The sequence below is a fragment of the Elusimicrobiota bacterium genome (assembly GCA_041660925.1).
Taxonomy (GTDB): Bacteria; Elusimicrobiota; Elusimicrobia; order UBA1565; family UBA1565; genus JBAZUV01.
In genome coordinates, this window is sequence record JBAZVI010000005.1 from 284,485 (window position 1) to 304,975 (window position 20,491).

General features: G+C 68.5%; 3 protein-coding genes. All 3 read left to right on the top strand.

The window, feature by feature from the left end; genetic code table 11:
• Positions 1–18: 18 nt before the first annotated feature.
• The 3 genes from WC969_09280 to WC969_09290 all read left to right on the top strand — a co-directional run bounded on the left by WC969_09280 (position 19) and on the right by WC969_09290 (position 20,476).
• Entirely contained in the window at positions 19–16,233 is a 16,215-nt protein-coding gene (locus tag WC969_09280; GenBank protein ID MFA6030033.1) for an FG-GAP-like repeat-containing protein, read from the top strand.
• A gap of 126 nt (positions 16,234–16,359) precedes the next feature.
• The gene (locus WC969_09285) at positions 16,360–17,919 is read left to right on the top strand and encodes a tetratricopeptide repeat protein (GenBank protein ID MFA6030034.1); all 1,560 of its coding nucleotides are present in this window, start codon (positions 16,360–16,362) and stop codon (positions 17,917–17,919) included.
• A 76-nt stretch (positions 17,920–17,995) separates the two neighbouring features.
• Positions 17,996–20,476 (top strand): ATP-binding protein, encoded by a 2,481-nt coding sequence (locus WC969_09290; GenBank protein ID MFA6030035.1) that lies wholly within the window; start codon positions 17,996–17,998, stop codon positions 20,474–20,476.
• Positions 20,477–20,491 lie beyond the last annotated feature (15 nt).

Consider the following 20,491-nt stretch of genomic DNA (forward strand, 5'->3'; position numbering starts at 1 on the left):
GGGAAGCAATCCATCACGATGACCCTGAAGACGGCATTCCAGCGCATCCTCCTCGCGGCGCTCGCGGCGTCGGCCGCGGCGCCGGCGTGCGCGGCGGGTATTCCTCCCGACGCCGTCACGGACCTGCGCGTGGCCTCCATCGTCTCGACCGGGCTCAACGCGTCGTCGATGACGGTCACCCTGCAGTGGACCGCGCCCGGCGAGGACGCCTCGCTCGGCGTCCTCAACGACAGCACCTTCAGCCTCCGCTACTCCCTGGCGGCCATCCCGGACGACGCCGCCTACGACGCGGCGTCGTTCGTCGTCGACCTCGCCACTTCCGGCGTCGAGCCGGGCTCGCTGCGGACCGCGCAGATCCAGAACCTCTCGGCGACGACGTCGTACTACTTCGTGCTCAAGACCACGGACTCCGAGAAGCTCACCGCGCAGCTCTCGGTGGCGGCCACCGCCCCCTCCTACCGCCTTGTCCAGGACGGCACGCAGGGAGACTCCTACTCCGTCGCCTGGGGCGACGCGGACAACGACGGCCGCCTCGACCTGGCGATCTCCAACTACGGCGGGGCGATCGTCCTGCAGAGCAACAACGGCGACGGGTCCTTCACGACGGACTGGCTGACGGGAGCCGCGAAGAACTCGTACGGCATCGCTTGGGGAGACCTCAACGGCGACGGCTGGCTCGACCTCGCCGTGGCCAACGCCGGGGCCCAGGACGAGATGATCCTCTGGAACAACGGCGACGGCACCTTCACGAACACGGATCTCGCGGGCACGGCCGGAGACTCGCGCGGCATCGCAGTGGGCGACTACGACAACGACGGCCGCCTCGACATCGTCGTCTCGAACTACGGCTCGACGATCATGCTCCTGCGCAACAACGGCGACCGCACCTTCACGCAGAACGCGCTGGCGGGCACTTCGGGGAACAACGTCGGCATCGCCTGGGGCGATTACAACAACGACGGCAAGCTCGATCTGGCGGTCGCGCGCAACGGCGGCCAGAACGCCGTGATCCTGCGCAACGACGGGAACGGGGTCTTCACCGCCCTGGGAGGGGTCCCGGCGACCGGCGGGAACTCCTACAGCGTCGCCTGGGGCGACTACGACGGCAACGGCACGCTCGACCTGGTCGTCGGTCAGAACGGCCTCGATGAGGGCCTCCTGCGCAACAACGGGAACGGCACCTTCACCTCCGTCGGCATGGCCGGCAGCGCGGCCTTCACCTACGGCGTGGCCTGGGGAGACTTCAACAACGACGGCCGGCTCGACGTCGCGCTCGGGAACTACGCCCAGGACAAGGCGATCCTGCGCAACGACGGGGGGAGCTTCACGAAAGTCGTGCTCCCCGTCTCCAACGGTTCCACGATCGGCGTCAGCTGGGGCGACGCCGACGGCAACGGGACGCTCGATCTGGCTGCGGCCAACTACCTGAGCGAAGACGAGTTCGTCCTCCGCAACGACACGGGGAGCGTCCTCCACGCGCCCTCCGCTCCGGCGACCGGCTTCGCCGCGAGCTTCGCCGAATACAGCGCCTTCTCCAGCAGCGGCATCCTGACCCTCTTCTGGGGGGACGCCTACGACGTGGAGACTCCGACCGCGGCGCTGCGCTACTTCGTGCGCGTGGGTACGACGGTCGCCGGCAGCAGCACGACCTACAAGCTGCCGGCCCGCTACGGCCTCGACGGCTACTCCGGCGGCGGCTCCTCGCTCTACAGCACGCGGGTCTCCTCGAGCGCGCGCGGCCTCCAACTGGAGATGCAGCGCGAGACGACGGTCTACTGGTCCGTCGTCGCCGAGGACGGCGGTCTCCTCCGTTCCGCTGAATCGGCGGAGCAGATCGCCGGCCTGGCCGCTCCCGGAGCCGTGACCGACCTGCGGGCGGTCTCCGTCTCCACCGGCCTCGGGGCGTCCTCCGTCACGGTCATGCTGCAGTGGACCTCTCCGGGCGAGGACGGCTACGCCGGCGCGCTCGCGGGCGCTGTCTATGAGATCCGCTACTCCTCCGTGGAGGCCCTGACGAGCACCGATACCTATATGGCGGCGCCGCTCGTCGTCACGATCCCCACGACGACCGCGGCGGGACAGCCCCAGAGCGCCTACTTCACCGGGCTGGATGCGATGGCGACCTACTACTTCACGCTGACCACCAGGGACCGGATCAACGTCCGTTCCTCGCTCTCCAACGCGACGACCGCGTACCCCTTCATCGTGCGCTTCACGGCGAGCGGGGGCGACGCGCGCGGCATCGCCTGGGGCGACTGCGACGGGGACGGCTGGCTCGACGCGCTCGTCACGAATTCGGGCTCTTCCGTGTGGCTCGCCCGCAACGACCGGGCCGGCGGCTTCACGGTGAGCGCGCTGGCGGGAACCTCCGGCAACGCCCGCGGCGTGGCCTGGGGAGACTACGACAACGACGGCCTGCTCGACGCGGCGGTCGGCCTGGCCAACGGGGGCGGCGGCGTCCTTCTCATGACGAACACGGGCGACTGCGGCTTCACGTCGGGGGTCCTCCCGCTCTCCGCGGGACAGGACGTCCGCGGCGTGGCGTGGGGCGACTACGACAACGACGGCCGGCTCGACCTCGCCGTCGCCGTCGCGGGGGCGGCCGGAGACTTCGTCATGCGTCAGGAGGCGGACCTCAGCTTCTCGAGCGCGCCGCTCGGCGGGACCACCTACGACAGCCAGGGCGTCGCCTGGGGAGACTACGACAACGACGGCTACCTCGACCTGGTCTTCGCGAACTACAGCAACCAGAAGCCGGTCCTCGTCCGCAACCGGGGGGACGGCGGCTTCAACGCCGGCGTACAGGTCGGCGCCGCGAACCTCTTCGGTCACGGGGTCGCCTGGGGCGACTACAACAACGACGGGAAGCTCGACTTCATCGTGGCCGTAGAGGGCGACGAGGTGCTTTACCGCAACGACGGCGGCGGGGCCTTCACGGCCATCTCCATCACCGGCGTCGGCGGCACGACGGTCGGCCTCGGGCTCGCCGACTACAACAACGACGGACGCCTCGACTTCGCGCTCGGCAACGCCGCGGGCGAGACGAAGACGCTCGTGAGCCCGCGCTCGAACGGGACCTACTTCTTCCAGAACCTCCCGCGCACCGGCGCCGCCAGCCAGGGCGTGAGCTGGGGCGACTACAACAACGACGGGAAGCTCGACCTGGCGGTCGCCAACGGCGGAGGCGTGGAGTCCTGGATCCTCCGCAACGACACGGGGGTCGTCACCGCTCCGCCCGCGGTGCCGACCGGCTTCTCGGCGTCGTTCGAGGAATACGCCTCGTTCTCGTCGAGCGGCGTCGTCACGCTGACCTGGAACGATTCCACCGATGCCGTCACCTCGACGGCGGCGATGCGCTATTTCGTCCGCGTCGGCACGACGGTCGCCGGCAGCAGCACGACCTACAAGCTGCCCGCCCGCTACGGCCTCGACGGCTACTCGGGCGGCGGCTCTTTCCTCTATAGCACCAAGGTGTCTTCCACCACCCGGGGCCTGCGCCTGCTCGGGCTCTCGAAGGAGACCACGATCTACTGGGCCGTGGAGGCCGAGAACGGAGGGCTCGTCCGCTCCGCGGAGAGCGCGGAGCAGACCTCGAACCTCTCGGCCCCGGCCGCGGTCGGCGACCTCGCGGCCGTGCAGGACTCCTATGTCTCCGGCGTCGAGACCTCCTCGACCCCCTGGATCAGCCTCAGCTGGACGATCCCCGGCGAGGACGGCTGGAGTACTCCGCTCGGCGGCTCGACGCGCTACGACGTGCGCTGGAGCACCTGGGCTCCCATCGCCGGCGAGGCCGACTACATGAAAGCCGTCAATCAGATGGTCCTCTCCGCCTCCGGAGACAGCCCCGGCGGCATGCGCACCCAGATCATCAGCGGCGCGGTGAACACGACCTACTACTTCGCGATGACCACCCTCGACAGCAACGGGGTGCGCTCCGGACTCTCGAACGTCGCCTCGGTGCTGCCGGCGACCCTGCGCATCAACATCGACGACGTGACGCCGACATCCGCGCTGCAGAACAACACGACGGCGTTCCTGCGCGTCCGGCTCTGGACCCACAACGGGTCGGTGAGCTGGACGAAGCTCCGCATCCGGCGCATCGGGACCCTCGCGGACGCCATGGTCAAGAATGCGGCCGTCTACCAGGATTTCAACGGCAACGGGGTCTTTGATTCCGGCGACCTGCCCGCGATGCGGACGCTCCCCGCGGCCTTCGTCTCGAGCGCGGCGGCGATCACCTTCTCGCCGGTACAGAGCATCGGGGCTTCGACGAAGACCTACTTCGTGGCCCTGCAGCTCGACAACAACTACATGCCCGTCGACGGCGCGACGGTGGCGGTCCGCCTCGACGCTCAGGCGTTCACGATCAAGGGCGGAGGCATCGACGCGCCCGAGTTCCCCGGCGTCCAGCTCGATGGGGTCTCCGGCCGCATCTCGGCGCCGTACAAGGCGGTCCTCAATCCCAGCAAACTCACCGTGGAGGCCTGGGTCCGCACGACCGATGACCGCATCGACCGCTCGATCGTCACGCGCGCGAGCCTGGGAGGGGCGAGCGGCTGGAGGCTCTGGCTCAACGGCGGCGGCTGCGGCGCCGGCGTTCCTACGCTCCTGATCGGGACCGACGTCCTCTGCGCGAACAAGGAGGGCGTGCCGGTCTCCATCGCCGACGGCGCCTGGCACCATATCGCCGGCGCCTACCATCCCATCGCCGGCAAGCGCGTCTACGTCGACGGGATCATGCTCTCAACGGAGCCGGCCACCGGAGCGCTCTCGGACATCACCAGCGACCTCGGGGTCGGCGGAGCGAACAGCCATATCGGCAACAGTCTCCTCGGTGAGATCGACGACGTGCGCATCTCGAACGAATATCGCTACGCCACCTCCTTCGTCCCGACGCCGCGCGCGGACATCGACGGGAACACCGTGGTCCTCTACCACTTCGACAACTTCGGCGGCACCGGGACCGTCGTCACGGACACGGCCGCCAACGACGACGGCGTCCTCCAGCCGGGCGCGGTCGGCTTCGGGCGCTCGACCTCGACGGTCGTCGTCGATGCCCAGGACCTCATGCTCTCGACCGCCGTGTCCGCCGCGCCGCCCACGCTCTACCGCAACGCCGTGAACATCCCGATGCTCAAACTTCAGTTCTGGACCGCTCAAGACTTCGTGACGATCAATCAGGTCTCGATCAAGAACGAAGGGTCCGGCTCCCCGGCGGGCGTCACGAACATCCGCTTCTGCCTCGACAACGGCAACGGGGTCTACGAGCCGGCCCTCGACACGGCCCTCACGCTGGGGCAGGACTTCACCATCGACAAGGCGACCTTCGACCTGGTCGGAGAGGGGAAGTCCCAGCTGATCTCCCATTCGACGAAGACCTATTTCCTCGTCTGGGACGTCACCGGCGGCGCCGACCTCAATCAGACCCTGGGGGTCTCGCTCTCGACGCAGGATTTCGTCCTCAACGGCGGCACCGACGCCGTCTCGACCGTGGACTTCCCTCTGATCTCCGCGGTCGCTCCCGTGCTCTCCGCGAGCGCGTTCGTCTACCCGGAGACGACGACCGGCACCTGGGTCAACGTCTCCTCTGTGGTGTTCACCGCCGACTTCTCCCTGGGGAACGTCAACCATTTCCATTATCTCTTCGACCGCATCCCGAACACGAGCATCAGCGGCGTCGAGCCCATGTGGACGACCGGCAAGGCCACGGTCACGGCGACGACCGATGCGAACGACTGGTGGTTCCACGTCCGCGCATTCGACGCCCTCGACGTCGCCGGCTCTCAGCAGGACATCGGTCCGTTCTACATCGATCGCACCCTCCCGGGCGGAGCTTCCTTCTCTTATCGCGATTCCACCGGAGGTGTGTACCTCGAGGGTCAGGTCATCGACCTCGCTTCCCCCGTCACGGCGCAGATCACCGTGCAGGACGCGCTCTCGGGTCTCGCGCCGCTCGGGCCGGCGCCGCTCGCGCCGGGTCCCGGGACCCTCTCGCTCTGGCACCTCGACGACGCCTCCGGGATCGTCTGGCGCGACAGCGGCACGCTCAACATCTCAGTGTCGAGCGTCGGGGTCGTGACGAGAGCCGCGGGTCGTTTCGCGGCCGGCGTCTATCTCGACGGAGGTGGAGACCTCCGCAACGCGGCGCCGACCGGGCTCCCCACGGGCTCGCGCACCCGCACGGTCGAGGCGTGGATCAACCCCGTCTCGACCCAGGGCGCCAACGGCATCGTCACCTGGGGCAGTGCAGGGGCGCTGAACCTCCAGCGCCTCTACCTCAACAACGGGCGCCTCGCCGTCGACATGGGCGGGGGGCCCTACACCCCCGGCGCGGTCCTGAGCACCGGCGTCTGGCAGCACGTCGCGTTCAGCTACGACGGCATCGTGGGCACGCTTTACGTCGACGGGAACGCGATCGGCAGCAACAGCTTCGGCGCGGCTTCGACGGCCCTGGGCACCCTCTACATCGGCAACACCGAGAGCGGCGGACGCTTCAAAGGCTGGATCGACGAGGTCCGCGTGCTGGCCCGGGCCATGGACTCCGGCGAGGCCCGCGACGACGCGGTCCGCGGCCATCCCTACTACGTCGCGTATTCCTCGACCGCCGGGAACGCCTGGCAGGTCGTCGTCGCGACGGTTCCGGGCTCGGGCGCCTTCGTGGGCATGACCGGGAGCCAGGGCTCGACGGCGGCGCAGACCCTCTCGGTCTCGAGCATGAGCCTCAACGTCTCGACGAGCAACGCCGTCGGCGCACTGGCGACGAACCAGGTCCTCTTCTACGTCGCCGACCGCTCCGGCAACTACGGAGTCGCGGGACCCTACGGGGTCGTGCTGGACTCCAACACGGCCGTGGCCGTCTCCACTCCGAACCTCCCCGCGGACGGTTCCTATACCGGGACCATGCCGTACTTCCAGTGGACCGGCCCGAGCACGACGACGGTCACGGGCATGGGCGGGCCGGGCGGCTCCAACGGGCGCTTCTATCTGCAGGTCTCGGCCAACGACCCGGACTTCGCCCCCGGAAGCATCGTCCTCAGCATCTCGACCCCGGCGCTCGTCTCCGACACCGGGATCTCGCGCGTCACCGGGGTCTACCTCTCGACGCACGCCCTCGTCGAGGGGAACCTCTACTATCAGCGGGTGCGCTCGCTGAGCTCACTCGGCGTCTACGGTCCTTGGAGCTCGAGCACGACCTTCCGCGTCGACAAGACGACGCCGACCGCCTCGCTCTACCGTCTCTTCAATTCGACCGGAGGGGCGCTCTCGGAGACGCAGTACACGAACCTCACGCAGGGGAGCAGCGCCCAGATCGTGCTCGACGACAACCTGTCCGGCTTCACGAACGGCCGGGAACTCCCGGTCATCCCCGGTACGCGGGGACTCTGGCACTTCAGCGAGCGCGAGGGTCACCAGCCCGTCGACTCGAGCGGCCGGGGGAACTCGGGCACGATGATCGGGGTGAACGCATCCTCCGCCGCCTACGGCGTCACGCCCTTCGGCGTCGGACTGCGCTGCGACGGACTGCAGGCCATGGACGTCGCGGGCGCGGACTTCGACTTCGCGGCCTCCACCGCCTTCACCTTCGAGTTCTGGATGAATCCGGACTATCTCTCCGGAACGCAGGTCATCGGCGGCGTCGGCAGCATCTTCCCGCCCGGCGGGAACTGGCTGCTGCGCCTCAGCGACGACCGGCTCTTCTTCACGAACAACACGGCGGGCGGCTACCTGAGCCCGGCGGGCTTCCTGAACGCAGGGATCTGGCAGCACGTGGCGATGGTCGTGCGCGGGACGCGCATCAAGTTCTACGTCAACGGCGTGCTCGTGAACACCGGCATCTCCCCCGCGGGCGGCAACGGCGGCCCCTACGGCCGCGCCTTCACGCTCTGCGCCGCCAACCGCAGCACAGGACAGCGCGACGGGCTCTTTACGGGCGCGCTCGACGAGGTCCGGGTGCTGGATTATGCCGCCGAATCCTCGCAGATCGCCGACGACTATGCCTTCTCGCGAGCCGGACGCTGGGCCGTGGAGGTCTCCTCGAACGCCGGGACCAGCTGGGGCGTCGTGAGCGCGACCTGGTCCTCGGCCGGCTGGCCGTACATCGCGCTCAGCGGCGCGGAGGGGAGCGTCGGACCCGAGACCCTCGCGATCCGGAACCTCTCGCTCACGCATTCGACGAGTTCCGCGGTCGGCGCGTTGGCCACGAACCAGGTCCGCTTCAACGTCCCCGACCGCGCCGGGAACATGCTCGTCAGCGGGCCCTACGGCCTCATCGTGGACACGGTCGCGGCCGCCGCCGTCTCCACTCCGGCCTTCCCCGTCAACGGAGCCTACGTCCGCCAGCAGCCGAACTTCATCTGGAACGGACCCAGCACGACGACGGCGGCGGGGATGGGCAAGCTCGTCTTCTACCGCCTCGAGGTGGACGTCACCCCGAACTTCAACGCCCCCGTCGTCTCGGTGAGCACCCCCGTGATCATCCAGAGCACCTCCGCGGCCTACACCTTCGCGGACTATCTGTCCACCTACACGCTGGTCAACAACGCGACCTACTACTGGCGCGTGACGGCCCAGGATTTCCTCGGCCAGCGCTCCCCGCCTCTGAGCGTCGCGTCCTTCGTCACGGATTTCAGCGCCCCCGCGGATTCGGCCTTCCGTTCCCTCAGTTCGACCGGAGGGGCCACGGCCGAGAATACGGCCAACGACATCGCGGTGAACGTGACCGCCGCGGCGACGCTCATGGACTCGGTGTCCGGCCTGCAGGTCACGGCGGCCGGAGGACGGACCAGCTACGGCGTCGTCTACTCGACGGACGCCGGCGCGACCTGGTACGACGGCGGGGTCGGCGATTCCTACCTGGACGCGAGCATCTCCACGATGACGGCGCTCGTTGCGTTCCAGAACCGGCTCTACGCCGCCGCCAGCGGCTCCGGAGGAAGCGTCGGGAAGGTCTTCGTCTACGACGGCGCCTCGTGGTCGCAGTCCCAGCTCTTCGGCGCGGAGGTGCGAACGCTCAAGGAATATGCGAACAAGCTCTACGCCGGCCTCGGAGACGGCACCGTCTACACCTTCGACGGCTTCGCCTGGACGGGCCCGCTCGCGACCCTCGACGGCCGCGTCAACGCCTTCGCCGAGTACAACGGACGCTTCTACGCCGGTACGGGCCCCGCCGGCCGGATCTGGGTCTACGACCCCCAGGTCGGCCTCTGGTACCCGTCCTATAAGGCGTCCGATCCGGAGATCCACTCCCTCGAGGTCTACAACAACCGGCTGTTCGCCGGCGGGAACCCCAACGTCTACGGTTTCGACGGCAGCAGCTGGACGGTGTCGCTCTTCACGGGCGGAGCGACCTACTCGCTGAAGACCTACGCCAACCGCCTCTACGCCGGCACGAACCTCTCCGGCCGCATCTACTCGTACGACGGCGGCGGCTGGGGGATCACGCTCGACCTCTCGGAGATCGACGCTCACGCGGTCGAATCCTTCGGCGGCCGGCTCTATGCAGGCGCCAACGACGCCAGCAGCCCCGGCCGGCTCTACGCCTACGACGGCAAGGGGACGCAGATGATCATGCATACTTTCCCCACCGTCAACGACCGGGTCTATGCCTTCGGGGAATACAACGGCCGTCTCTACATGGGCGGCGCCGACTCCTCGTTCAGCGGCAAGGTCTGGGTCTCGACCCCGCTGCCCGTCTCGCTCACCGGGACGGACGGGACGATGGCCGCACAGACCGTCGCCGTGACGGGTCTGGACCTCGCGCAGTCCCTCAACGCCAGCGTCTGCGCGGGTGTCGCGCCCTGCGCCGCCACCAACCAGGTGCGCTTCGCGGCCGTCGACCGCGCGGGCGGGGTCGCGGCGGCGGGGCCCTTCGCCATCCTCGTCGACCCGCTCCTGAGCCCGCCCACCGCGCTCTACCCCGCGTCCGGCGCGTTCATCCGCACGAGCACGCCGACCCTCGTCTGGATCGAGCAGAACGCGATGCCGCTCCATGACGTCTACATCTCGAGCCAGCCGGGCTTCGTCCCGCTGAGCGCGCAGAGTCTGACGAGCAACCCGTCCTATCTCTCGCCGATGGGCCTCACCGCCGCGACCACCTACTACTGGCGCGTTCGCGGCCAGGACGCGATCGGCATCTATTCCGGCTTCTCGGCCTCGCCGATCTTCCAGATCGACCAGACGGCGCCCTCCGTGCTCGACTTCCGCCACTTCAGCTCCACCGAAGGGGCGCTCGGTCAGGGTCAGTACACGTCCCTGACGACCGGAGTGACCGTACAGGTGACGGTCCAGGACCTGGATGCGGGCATCGACCGCGGTCCCGCGCTGAGGACCATCGACGGCACGAAGGCCCTCGTACCCTTCGACGAGGGGCAAGGGGGCGCCGTCACGAGCATCGACGGCGGGATGCGCATGCTCTTCAGCGGCGCCGCAGATTGGGCGCCGGGTCTGGTCAACTTCGCGGCGCGCTTCGACGGCGCGAGCTCCCTGGCCAGCACGGGGACCGCGAGCCTGCCCGCCGGCGACACCGCGCGGACCGTGGAGCTGTGGGTGTACCCTGAGAACGCCAACGGCGGCGGACTCATCGAGTACGGCGGGAACTTCCGCCTGCACATGAGCGGGGACTGCCTGAGCGCGGCGGCGGGGAACTCCCTGCTCTGCCTCGACCAGGGGAACGACTCCGCCTTCACGTTCACGCCCAACGCGTGGCACCACATCGCGTACACCTACGACGGTCTCGGGCACAACACGCTCTACGCCGACGGCGGCATGATCGGGAGCTTCATCCAGTCGCACGCGACGGGCTTCGGGCGCCTCTTCGTCGGCACCGCGACCGCCTGCGGACCCTTCACGGGCCGCATCGAGGAGCTCCGCGTCCTCGACCGCGCGCTCACGGCGGCCGAGGTCTCGGCGGACTACCGTCAGGCCGGCCGGATCCGGGCGTCCTATTCGGTCGACGGCGGCGCGAACTGGACGCTGGTCAGCGCGACGGCGCCCGTCGGAGGGGTCCGCGTCGCCGTGAGCGGCGGCGCGGGCAGCCGCTCCGCGGAGACGGTCTCGCTCGAGGGTCTCTCGCTGGTGCAGTCGACGACGACGGCGACCGGCGGGGCGGGGACCGATCAGGTCCGCTTCTACATCGACGACCAGGCCGGCAACGAGACCGTCGCCGGTCCCTATACGGTGCTGGTGGACACCACCGTCCCCCAGCCCTCGGTCGCGACCCTCTTCGCGCTTTCGACGACGAGCCTGTATACGGCCGTCTCGGCGACCGATTCCTTCAGCGGCATCCGCGACTTCCAGTTCGAGACCTCCTCCTCGTCGATCTTCGCGCCGCCGGTCTCGACGTCCCCGTACACGACCTCCTCCACCTATTCGTTCACGGGTCTCGCGGCGGCGACGACCTACTACGTCCGCGTGCGCGCACGCGACAACCTCCTCAACGTCTCCCCCGTCTCGGTGGCCCTGGCGACGTCGACCTTCGGCACGGTCTATTTCACGACGGGAGCGATCGCGCCCGCCTCGGCGATGCAGAACAGCGACGTGCCGATGCTGCGCTTCGCCCTGGCCGCCCCGCCCGCCTCGACCTCCAAGTTCTATTCGCTGCGCGTGCGGCGCTCCGGAACGGTGCCGGACGCCGGCATCGTCCGCGCGAGCATCTATAACGACTCCAACGGCAACGGCGTCTTCGACGGGGGAGTCGAGGTCGAGCTGGCCGGCGCGGCCTTCACGGCGGGTGAGGCGTTCATCGACCTGGCTTCCGCCGGCAACACGCAGAACATCGACCCGTCGTCGAAGACCTACTTCCTCGTCTACCGGATGCAGACCGACGCTCCGCCGACGGCGACCATCGGCGTGGACACGATGACGCCCTACGACTTCTCCCTTCAGTTCCCCTCGAGCCCGGAAGGGCCGTTCCCGACGTACGTGACGCCGATCCCCGTCACCGACGGACCCAACGGGGTGAACTTCACCGCCACGAACATCGCCCCCGCCGCGGTCCAGGCCGCGCAGGCCGATGTGCCGCTGCTGCGCCTGCTCGCGCAGGCCGACAGCAACGGGACGAGCATCATGGACCAGGTCGTCGTGCGTCTGGTCGGCACGCTGCCGGGCAACCAGCTCACGGGCCTCACGCTCTGGTACGACAAGCTCGGGCTCGGGACCTTCGACAAGGCCAATGACGACAAGCTCTCCGACGGCGCGACCTTCTCGAACGGCTACTCGACGCTCACGCTGAACGCGCCGGTCTCCTCGCGCACGGTGACGAGCGCGCCGGCCTACTACTTCCTCACCGCGAACGTCGGCATCAGCGCCCCCCAGGGCTCCTGGTTCCAGGTCGCTCTTTCGACCCCTCCGGACGTCATCCTGGACAACCCGGCCGACACCGTCTCCTTCGCGACGCTGCCGCTGATGTCGAGCACGGCGACCGTCGTCGTCAACAACCTCCTGAGGATCTCGGCGACCGACCAGACTCCCGCGAGCTTCATCCAGGGGGACCTCTACTCGGTCGTGCGCGCGTCCATGGCCGTGGACATCGGCTTCGCGCAGCTCAACCGGGTCACCGTCGACCGCACGGGCACCGCCCAGGACTCCGATCTGACGAACGCCTCCGTCTACCGGGACCAGACCGCGGACGGCAACGCGCTCAACCCCTCCGTCGACATCTTCCTGGGTTCGGCGCCCTTCGTCGCGGGCCGGGCGACGATCGACATCACGACCTCGAGCATCAACCAGGGTACGACGGCCGTGTTCTTCATCGCCTATCAGCTCAGTCCCGGCGCGAACCCGGGCCGCACCCTCGGCGCCTCCCTGACGAACGCCTCCTATTTCCGAGTCCCCAACGCGCAGACCGTCGTCACGAGCACCTTCCCGATCACGACGGGGACGCGGGGCATCGTCGCGACGGTCAACCAGCTGCTCATCCCCCTGGCCCAGTCGGCGGCGCCCGGCGGCGCCGACCAGGGGGGCAACGACATCCCGATGCTCCGCCTGGACCTCGTCTCCAGCCGCAACAACTTCAGCTGGCTGAGCCTCATCGTGAACAGCAGCGGCACGGCGCTGGACGCGGACGTCCGGAACGTGCGCGTGTACCGCGACGACGGCGACGGCGTCTTCTCGAGCGGCGCGGACACGGCGATCACGGATAGTTCCCAGAGCTTCACCGGCGGCTCGGTGAACATCCCGCTCTCGATCCCGCAGACGATCACCGCCTCGACGCACGCGTACTTCATCACGGTGAGCCTGATGCCCTCCGCCGTCCCGGGACGCACCATCGGCGTGCGCATCTCGTCGACCTCGAGCTTCAATCTGAGCTCGCCGAACTTCGTCTCGTCACAGACGGCGACGTTCCCCTTCGACGGCGGACCGGTCGTCATCAACCAGTTCGCCAACACCGTGACGGTGACGACGGTCAGCGTCGCCTCGATCCTGGGGGCCACGCCGGGGACGCAGGACGTCGCCCTCATGGCGCTGACCCTGCGCACCGACGTCTCGAACGCCGGCTGGACCACCCTCAAGGTCGACCAGGCCGGCAGCGCCATCGACGCCGACTTCGGCGACGTGAAGGTCTACTACGACGTCAACAACGTCGGGGCCTTCGACTCGTCGAATCTCACGCAGTATCTGCTCATCACCTCCACCGGGCAGCGCTTCGGGCAGGGCATGGCGGGGAGCATCACGCTCGGCTTCAACCTGCCGCCCACCCTTGGGACGACTCCTCAGCGCTACTTCGTCACCGTCGACCTCTCGACCGCCGCGACCCCCGGCCGCACGGTCGTGCTCCGCGCGATCAACGAGACCTATCTCGCGGTCACCGCGCCGAACCAGGTCGGTCCCACGAGCTTCGCGTCGCAGCCGCTGACGGTCAACGCCCCGCCCGCCCAGATGCACATCCTCGCGCTGAGCTCCGCCCCCGCGAACGTCACGCAGGGCTCGGCGAACGTCCCGATGATGGTGCTCAAGACGTGGATGTCGGCGTACACGGGGGCGTGGACACAGCTCCGTCTGGACCGCTCGGGCTTCGGGCTCGACGCCGACGTCACCGGCGTCAAGCTCTTCCGCGACGCCAACGGCAACGGCACGCTCGACGTCGTCACCGACGAGCGCCTGAGCACCGCGGCCTTCAGCGCGGGCACGGCGGTCCTCAGCTTCGCCACGCAGACGGTGACCGCTTCGACCCAGACCTTCTTCCTGACCTACGACGTCTCGGTCACCGCGGTCGCCGGTCACACGATCGGGGCGATCTTCGGAGCGCCTGGGCTCTTCAACATCGCCGCGCCCAACAGCGTGTCGGGGACCGACTTCCCGCTTCAGTCGGCGGAGTCCGTCGTCATGCCGACGCAGGCCGGCCTCTACGTCGGCGGGCAGGACAAGGCCCCGGGCCAGCTCACGCAGGGAGCGACGAACCAGCTCATGATGACGCTCTCGCTGAACACCAGCGCGTATGCGGTGCTTTGGAGCGGCCTGACGCTGCGCTCCTCGGGGACCGCGAGCGACGCCGACATCAAGGCCGTGCACGTCTGGCGCGACGTCAACGGCAACAGCCTGCTCGAGCCGGGCACGGACCAGGACCTGAGCTCCGGCCTCAACGGCTTCCTCGGCGGGGCCGCCATCGTGAGCCTGACGGTCCCGCAGACGATCGGGACTTCCCAGGCGCGCTACCTCATCACCATCGACGTCGGCGACTATGCGACCCCGGGCCGCACCTTCGGGCTCGCGCTCGATACCACGGCGGCCTTCACTCTCAACGACCCCAACACGGTCGTCCCGGTCGGTTTCCCCTTCACCTCGACGACGATCCCGATCAAGAAGCAGCCCGAGCAGCTCGTCGTCTCCGCGTCGAACCTGCTCTCCTCCGGGATCAACCAGGGCGCGCTCTCCGCGGTCGTCCTCCTGAATGTCCGGGCCTCGCGCAACATCGTGAATTGGACGAACCTGCGCCTCGCGCGCACCGGCACCCTGGGCGATGCGGGGGCCGGGCAGATCCGGGTCTACCGCGACCTCGACGGCTCCGGCGCCGTGAGCGCGCCCGACCTCCTCGTGGGGACGGGGACCTTCGCCGCGGGGTCGAGCACCATCCTGCTGTCTTCGGCGCAGGCCGTCGGCGTCGCGACGCAGAGCTACGTCCTCGCCTTCGCCGTCGACGCGGCCGCCACCATCGGCGCGACGCTGGGCTGCACCTTCTCCGACTCCGGCTTCTTCACCGTCGCGAGTCCCGACGGCGTCTCCTCCTCCGGGCTCCCCTTCTCGACGCCGCTGGCGAGCATCCTCGACGCCCGCACGCCGCAGACGCCGGTCGTGGCGGTGGATGGGCCCTTCACGAGCCAGTTCGAGTACCTCCACTTCAACTGGACGTCCTCGGTGGCGGCCGGGACGCTCAGCGGCGCGTTCTATTCGGTCGGGACGACCGCGGGCGCCGCGGACATCGTCCCGTTCACGCCGCTCTCCGCCGCGATGACGGATGTGCAGGCGACCGGCTTCGTGCTGCGCACGGGCTCGACCTACTACATCACGGTGAAGACCCAGTCGGACTCGGGCTACTTCAGTCAGCCGGGGACCTCGATCGGCGTCCTCGTCGACTTCACCGTCCCGCCCGCGCCGACGCCGGTCGTGACCGTCGGACAGAGCACGCTGCTCGTGAACTGGGGCTCCGTCCCCGGGGGGCCCTCGGGCATCTCCGGCTACATCATCGAGTACCGGAAGGGCGGCAGTCCGCTCTGGCTCAACGCCAAGACGGGTACGACCAGCAAGGCCGCCCACTTCGCGCCGACGGCCGTGAAGAACGCGGGCATCCCCGTCGAAGAGCTCGTGACCGGGGTCTCCTACCAGGCCGTCGGCATGCCCTCGGGAACCCTCTACATGCGCATGCGCGCGGTCACCGGCGCCGGAGTCGCGAGCGCGCCCAGCCCCGAGATCAAGGCGCAGGTCGGCGGCCTCCCGCCCGAAGGGATCAGTTCCGTCTCGAACTACCCGAACCCCTTCGACTCCCGCAAGACCAAGACGACCATCACCTACGCGCTCAGCGCGCCGGCGGACGTGACGATGCGCGTCTACAGCGTCTTCGGCGGGCTCGTCTTCGAAAAGAGCTACGGCGCAGGCTCTCCGGGCGGCTCCTTCGGCACCAACGAGATCACCTGGGACGGCGCCGGTTCCTCGGGCCAGAAGGTCTCGAAGGGCATCTACCTCTGCGTCCTGCAGTCCGGCGGAGCCAAAGTCATCCTCAAGATCGGCGTCATCCACTAGTTCCACGCCGGCCTCCCGAACAGAATAAACCGCGTATATCGCGATTCTTCCACGGAAACATGAAGATTCCGGAGAATCTTCGGAATGTCTTCGTGTTTAAAAGTGAGAGGCCGTTACACTAATAGTGTGAAAGTCCGAGGCATCGTTCTCGGAGCCCTTCTGCTTTGGGCCGCGTCCGCTCCCGTCCTCGCCGACGAGACGGCGGGCCGCGCCGGGCAGATCTTCAACTTCGGCGCGGGCGCGCGCGCGCTGGGGATGGGCTCCGCGCACACGGCTCTCGTCAGCGACGCCTCCTCCGTCTACTACAACCCCGCGGGACTCGGCCTGCTGCAGGCGCGCGAGGTGACCTTCATGCACGCCGCGCTCTACGAGGGCGCCGCCTACGATTACGCCGCCTATGCTCAGAACAAGCGCCGCAAGGCCGGCGGCTGGGGCGTCGAGTTCATCCGGCTCAACGTCGGCGGGGCGGAAGGGCGCGACGAGAACAACAATTCCACCGGGGGTTTCGGCTACTCCGAGATGGCGCTCGGCTTCGCGACGGCCTGGCGCGGCGTCCTCTATCCGCTGCTCTCCCTCGGCATGAAGGGCAAGATGCTGCGGCGCACGATGGGCGGCGCCTCGGGGGACAGCCTCTACGGCGTGGACCTCGGCGCGCAGATGGGACCCTACGCGGGCGATAAGCTCAGCTTCGGCTTCACCGCGCAGAACGTCATGTCTTTCAAGCAGGGGGACACCGACGACAGCCTCAAACCCGCCTTCCGCGTCGGCGCGGCCTACCGCGTCGTGGGCCCCCTCGCGCTCGCCGCGGACTACTCCGACGCCGGAGAGCTGCGCGTCGGCACCGAGTACACCATGGGGATCATGGCGCTGCGCTTCGGGCTCGTCGACCAGGCCCTCTCCTTCGGCGGCGGTTTCCTCTTCCGCAGCCGCTATTCCGTCGACGTCGCGATGCTCAACCACCCGGTTCTCGGGATGTCGCAGCGCATCTCGGTCGGCTACCGCTTCGCGCCTCAGGTCCAGGCGCGCAAGATGCAGTACTTCGCGAGCGAATACCTCAACAACGCGCAGGGGGAGCTCAAGAAGCGGAACTATCTCAAAGGCCTGCACGACCTCGAGACCGCGCTGGGCATCGACCCCAAGGTCGGAGCCGAGTGGCGCGCGCGCGCCGAGCGCCTGCACCGGCTCGTCAAGCGCATGGACCTCGAAGCCCATCCCGAGGACAGCGAGACCCTCGCCGAGGATTCGCCGGCCGCTCTCGTCGCCGCGGCGGCCATCGACGCCTACGCGTCCCGCGAGGAGGACCGCGCGACCGTGCTCGCGCACGCGGCGCTCGGCGCCGAGCCGGGCAAAGGCGTCTACGGACGACTCCTCGACGCCGTGGCGAACCTCAGCGGCCGCACCATCGACCGCGACCAGGTGCTGCCGCCGCTGCGGCTCTCCGAGCTCAAGATGCGCCGCGCGATGGAGGCGATCTACGCGCGCCGCTTCGAAGCCGCGATCACGCTGCTGCGCGAATCGCTCTGGCTGCAGCCCGGCAACGCGCTGGCCTGGACCCGACTCGGCTCCGCGTATTTCGCGTCCAGCGACAAGGAACGGGCCGCCGAGGCCTGGCGGAAGGCGCTCGAGATCAACCCGAACGACGACAAGCTGCGGGGCTTCATGACCCAGCAGGGGCTCCGGCCGTGAACGGCAACATCTCCGAAATGAATCCCGGCGTCCTCCCCGCTACACTCACGGGGGGGGAACCCCGGAAGGAGCGGACATGGGCGTAGTCGTCGTCGTCCTCGTCCCCGTCCTGTTCCTCACGCTGGCGGCCAGCATGGTCGTCGTCGGCCAGCTCTCGAGCTTCTTCCAGTTCAACAAGTATTCGCGCAAGCGGCAGACGGACCGCCAGGAGATCATGCGCTTCATGACGCAGCTGGCGACGGCGCAGAGCCAGGTCTTCCAGCGCAGCAGGGAGCTGGAGGGGCTTTCGGCGCGCCTGCAGGTGAACAACCAGGAGCTCGCGCGGCTGAACAGCATGAAGTCCAAGTTCCTCTCGATGGTCGTCCACGACATGCGCACCCCGCTGGCCTCCATCAAGGGCTTCGGCGAGATGCTCAGCCGCCAGAAGCTCGAGCCCACCCAGACGAAGTACGTGGACTACATCGTCCGCGGCACCGACCAGATGAACCGCCTCATGGCCGACCTGACCGACCTGGCCGTCATCGAGGCCGGCAAGCTCAAGATGGACAAGCAGCCCTTCGACATCTCGAGCATGCTCAACGACATCGTGCCCGCCATCGGGGTCATCGCGCAGAAGAAAGGCGTGCTCTTCGTCGCGCCCGAGATCGCGCCGGACTCCACGGTCGTCGGCGACCGCTTCCGCCTCGTGCAGGCGCTGATGAACTTCCTCAACAACGCCGTCAAGTTCACCCCTGCGGGCGGCAAGGTCGAGCTCCTCGTGAGCGTGAGCCTGCGCACCGCCACCTTCAAGGTGAAGGACAGCGGTCCCGGCATCCACCCTTCCGAGCGCAAGAGCGTCTTCGAGAAGTTCTACCAGTCGCAGTTCATGGACCAGAAGTCCCGCAAACAGGGCTGGGGGCTCGGGCTCTCCATCGCGCAGGAGATCGTGAAGTCCCACTTCGGCGAGATCGGGGTGGACTCCGCGGGCCTCGGCAAGGGCGCCACCTTCTGGTACCGCATCCCGCTCAAGCCGCCGAAGTTCCCGGCGCTCGCCCGCGCCGGAGCCGCGGCCCTGCTGCTCCTGCTGCTCCCTTTCGGCGGCCGCGCTCTGGCGCAGCAGCCGCAGACCGCGCTGCCCATCGAGGAGAAGGCGCGCTACGAGAAGGCCCTGCAGGAGAAGGCGGAGTCGGTGCTCCTCCATCTGCTCGGGCCGAGCCGCGCGCGGGTCGTCGTGGACGCGACCCTCGACTTCACCCGCATCGAACGCTTCGACGTGAAGAGCGGCGCGGTCTCCCCCGAGGACAAGAACATCCTCTTCCTCTGGCAGAACGTCGGCGCTCAGGTCTCGGGGCCGGAGCTCCTTCCCGGGGTCCCGACGCAGGACGCCATGGCCGGACCTTCGCAGACCCGCTCCTACGAGCGTCAGAACTCCTTCCCCTCCGCCTTCGTCAAGCGCCTCAACGTCATCCTGATCCTCGACCGCACGGTGGACGTCAAGCAGGGCGACGAACTCTCCAAGATCGTCTCGGACGTGCTCGACGTCCAGCCCGAGCGCGGCGACGCGCTCACGGTCGTGCGCGCGCCCTTCGCCCCGGCCTGGCGGACGATCTGGTACACCCCGGAGGCGGCCAGCCTCCTCTTCAAGTACGGACTCATCAGCCTCATGACCCTCATCACCCTCGTGGTGGTGGCCGCCTGCTTCCTGAAGCTCGCCGAGGCCATGGACTCCATGGCGCAGGCCCAGGCCCACCAGCTGCAGATGGACTTCGGCGGGCAGGGGCAGCCTGCGGCCGAGGAGGAAGAGGAAGAGAAGAAAGAAGAGGGGCCCGTGGAGGCGGCGGTCGCTCAGACGAAGATCGTCTTCAACGTGCGGCCGGAACAGGTGGACACGCTGAACGTCCTGCTCCGGGGACAGGACGCCGAGAACATCGCGCTCGTGACGGCGCACCTGCCGCCCGACACGAAGAAGGCCTTCCTCGCGAAGCTCCCCCCGAGCGTGTATGGGACGGTGCTCGCCCAGCTCGGACGGGTGCGCTTCGTGGACCAGGAGATGGTCGCCACCATCAAGGAGGAGCTCGAGCGCCGTCTGGAGAGCGCCATCGGCGGGAGCGCGAACCTCTTCGACATGCTCGAGAGCTCGACACTGCCGGAGAAGCGCGAGCTCCTCAAGCTCCTCGAGGCCCAGGACCCCGAGCTCGCGCGCCAGGTGCGCGCCAAGATCCTCCTTTTCGAGGACATCTCCGACATCGAGGAGAAGGACTGGTCGCTCGTGCTCTCCTCGGTCACCCTGGAGGAGTGGGCGTTCGCGCTCTACGACGCGCCCGAGGAGCTCGTCACGGCCCTCAAGGCGCAGATGCTCCCCAAGACCTGGAGCATCCTCAGCCAGCTCATGCAGGTCGGCCGGCCCTCGGAGGCGGCCGTCGAGAAGGCCCACGAGCGCATCGTGGCGGCGGTGGCGAAGCTCGTCGCCGACGGGCGCATCACGAACCCCGTCAGCCGTCACATCGAGATGCTCGCGGAAAGGCCGAAGGAAGAGGCTCCCCCTCCGCTGATGGAGGGGGCGGGACAGCTCGGTTAGGCGTACTAAAGGATA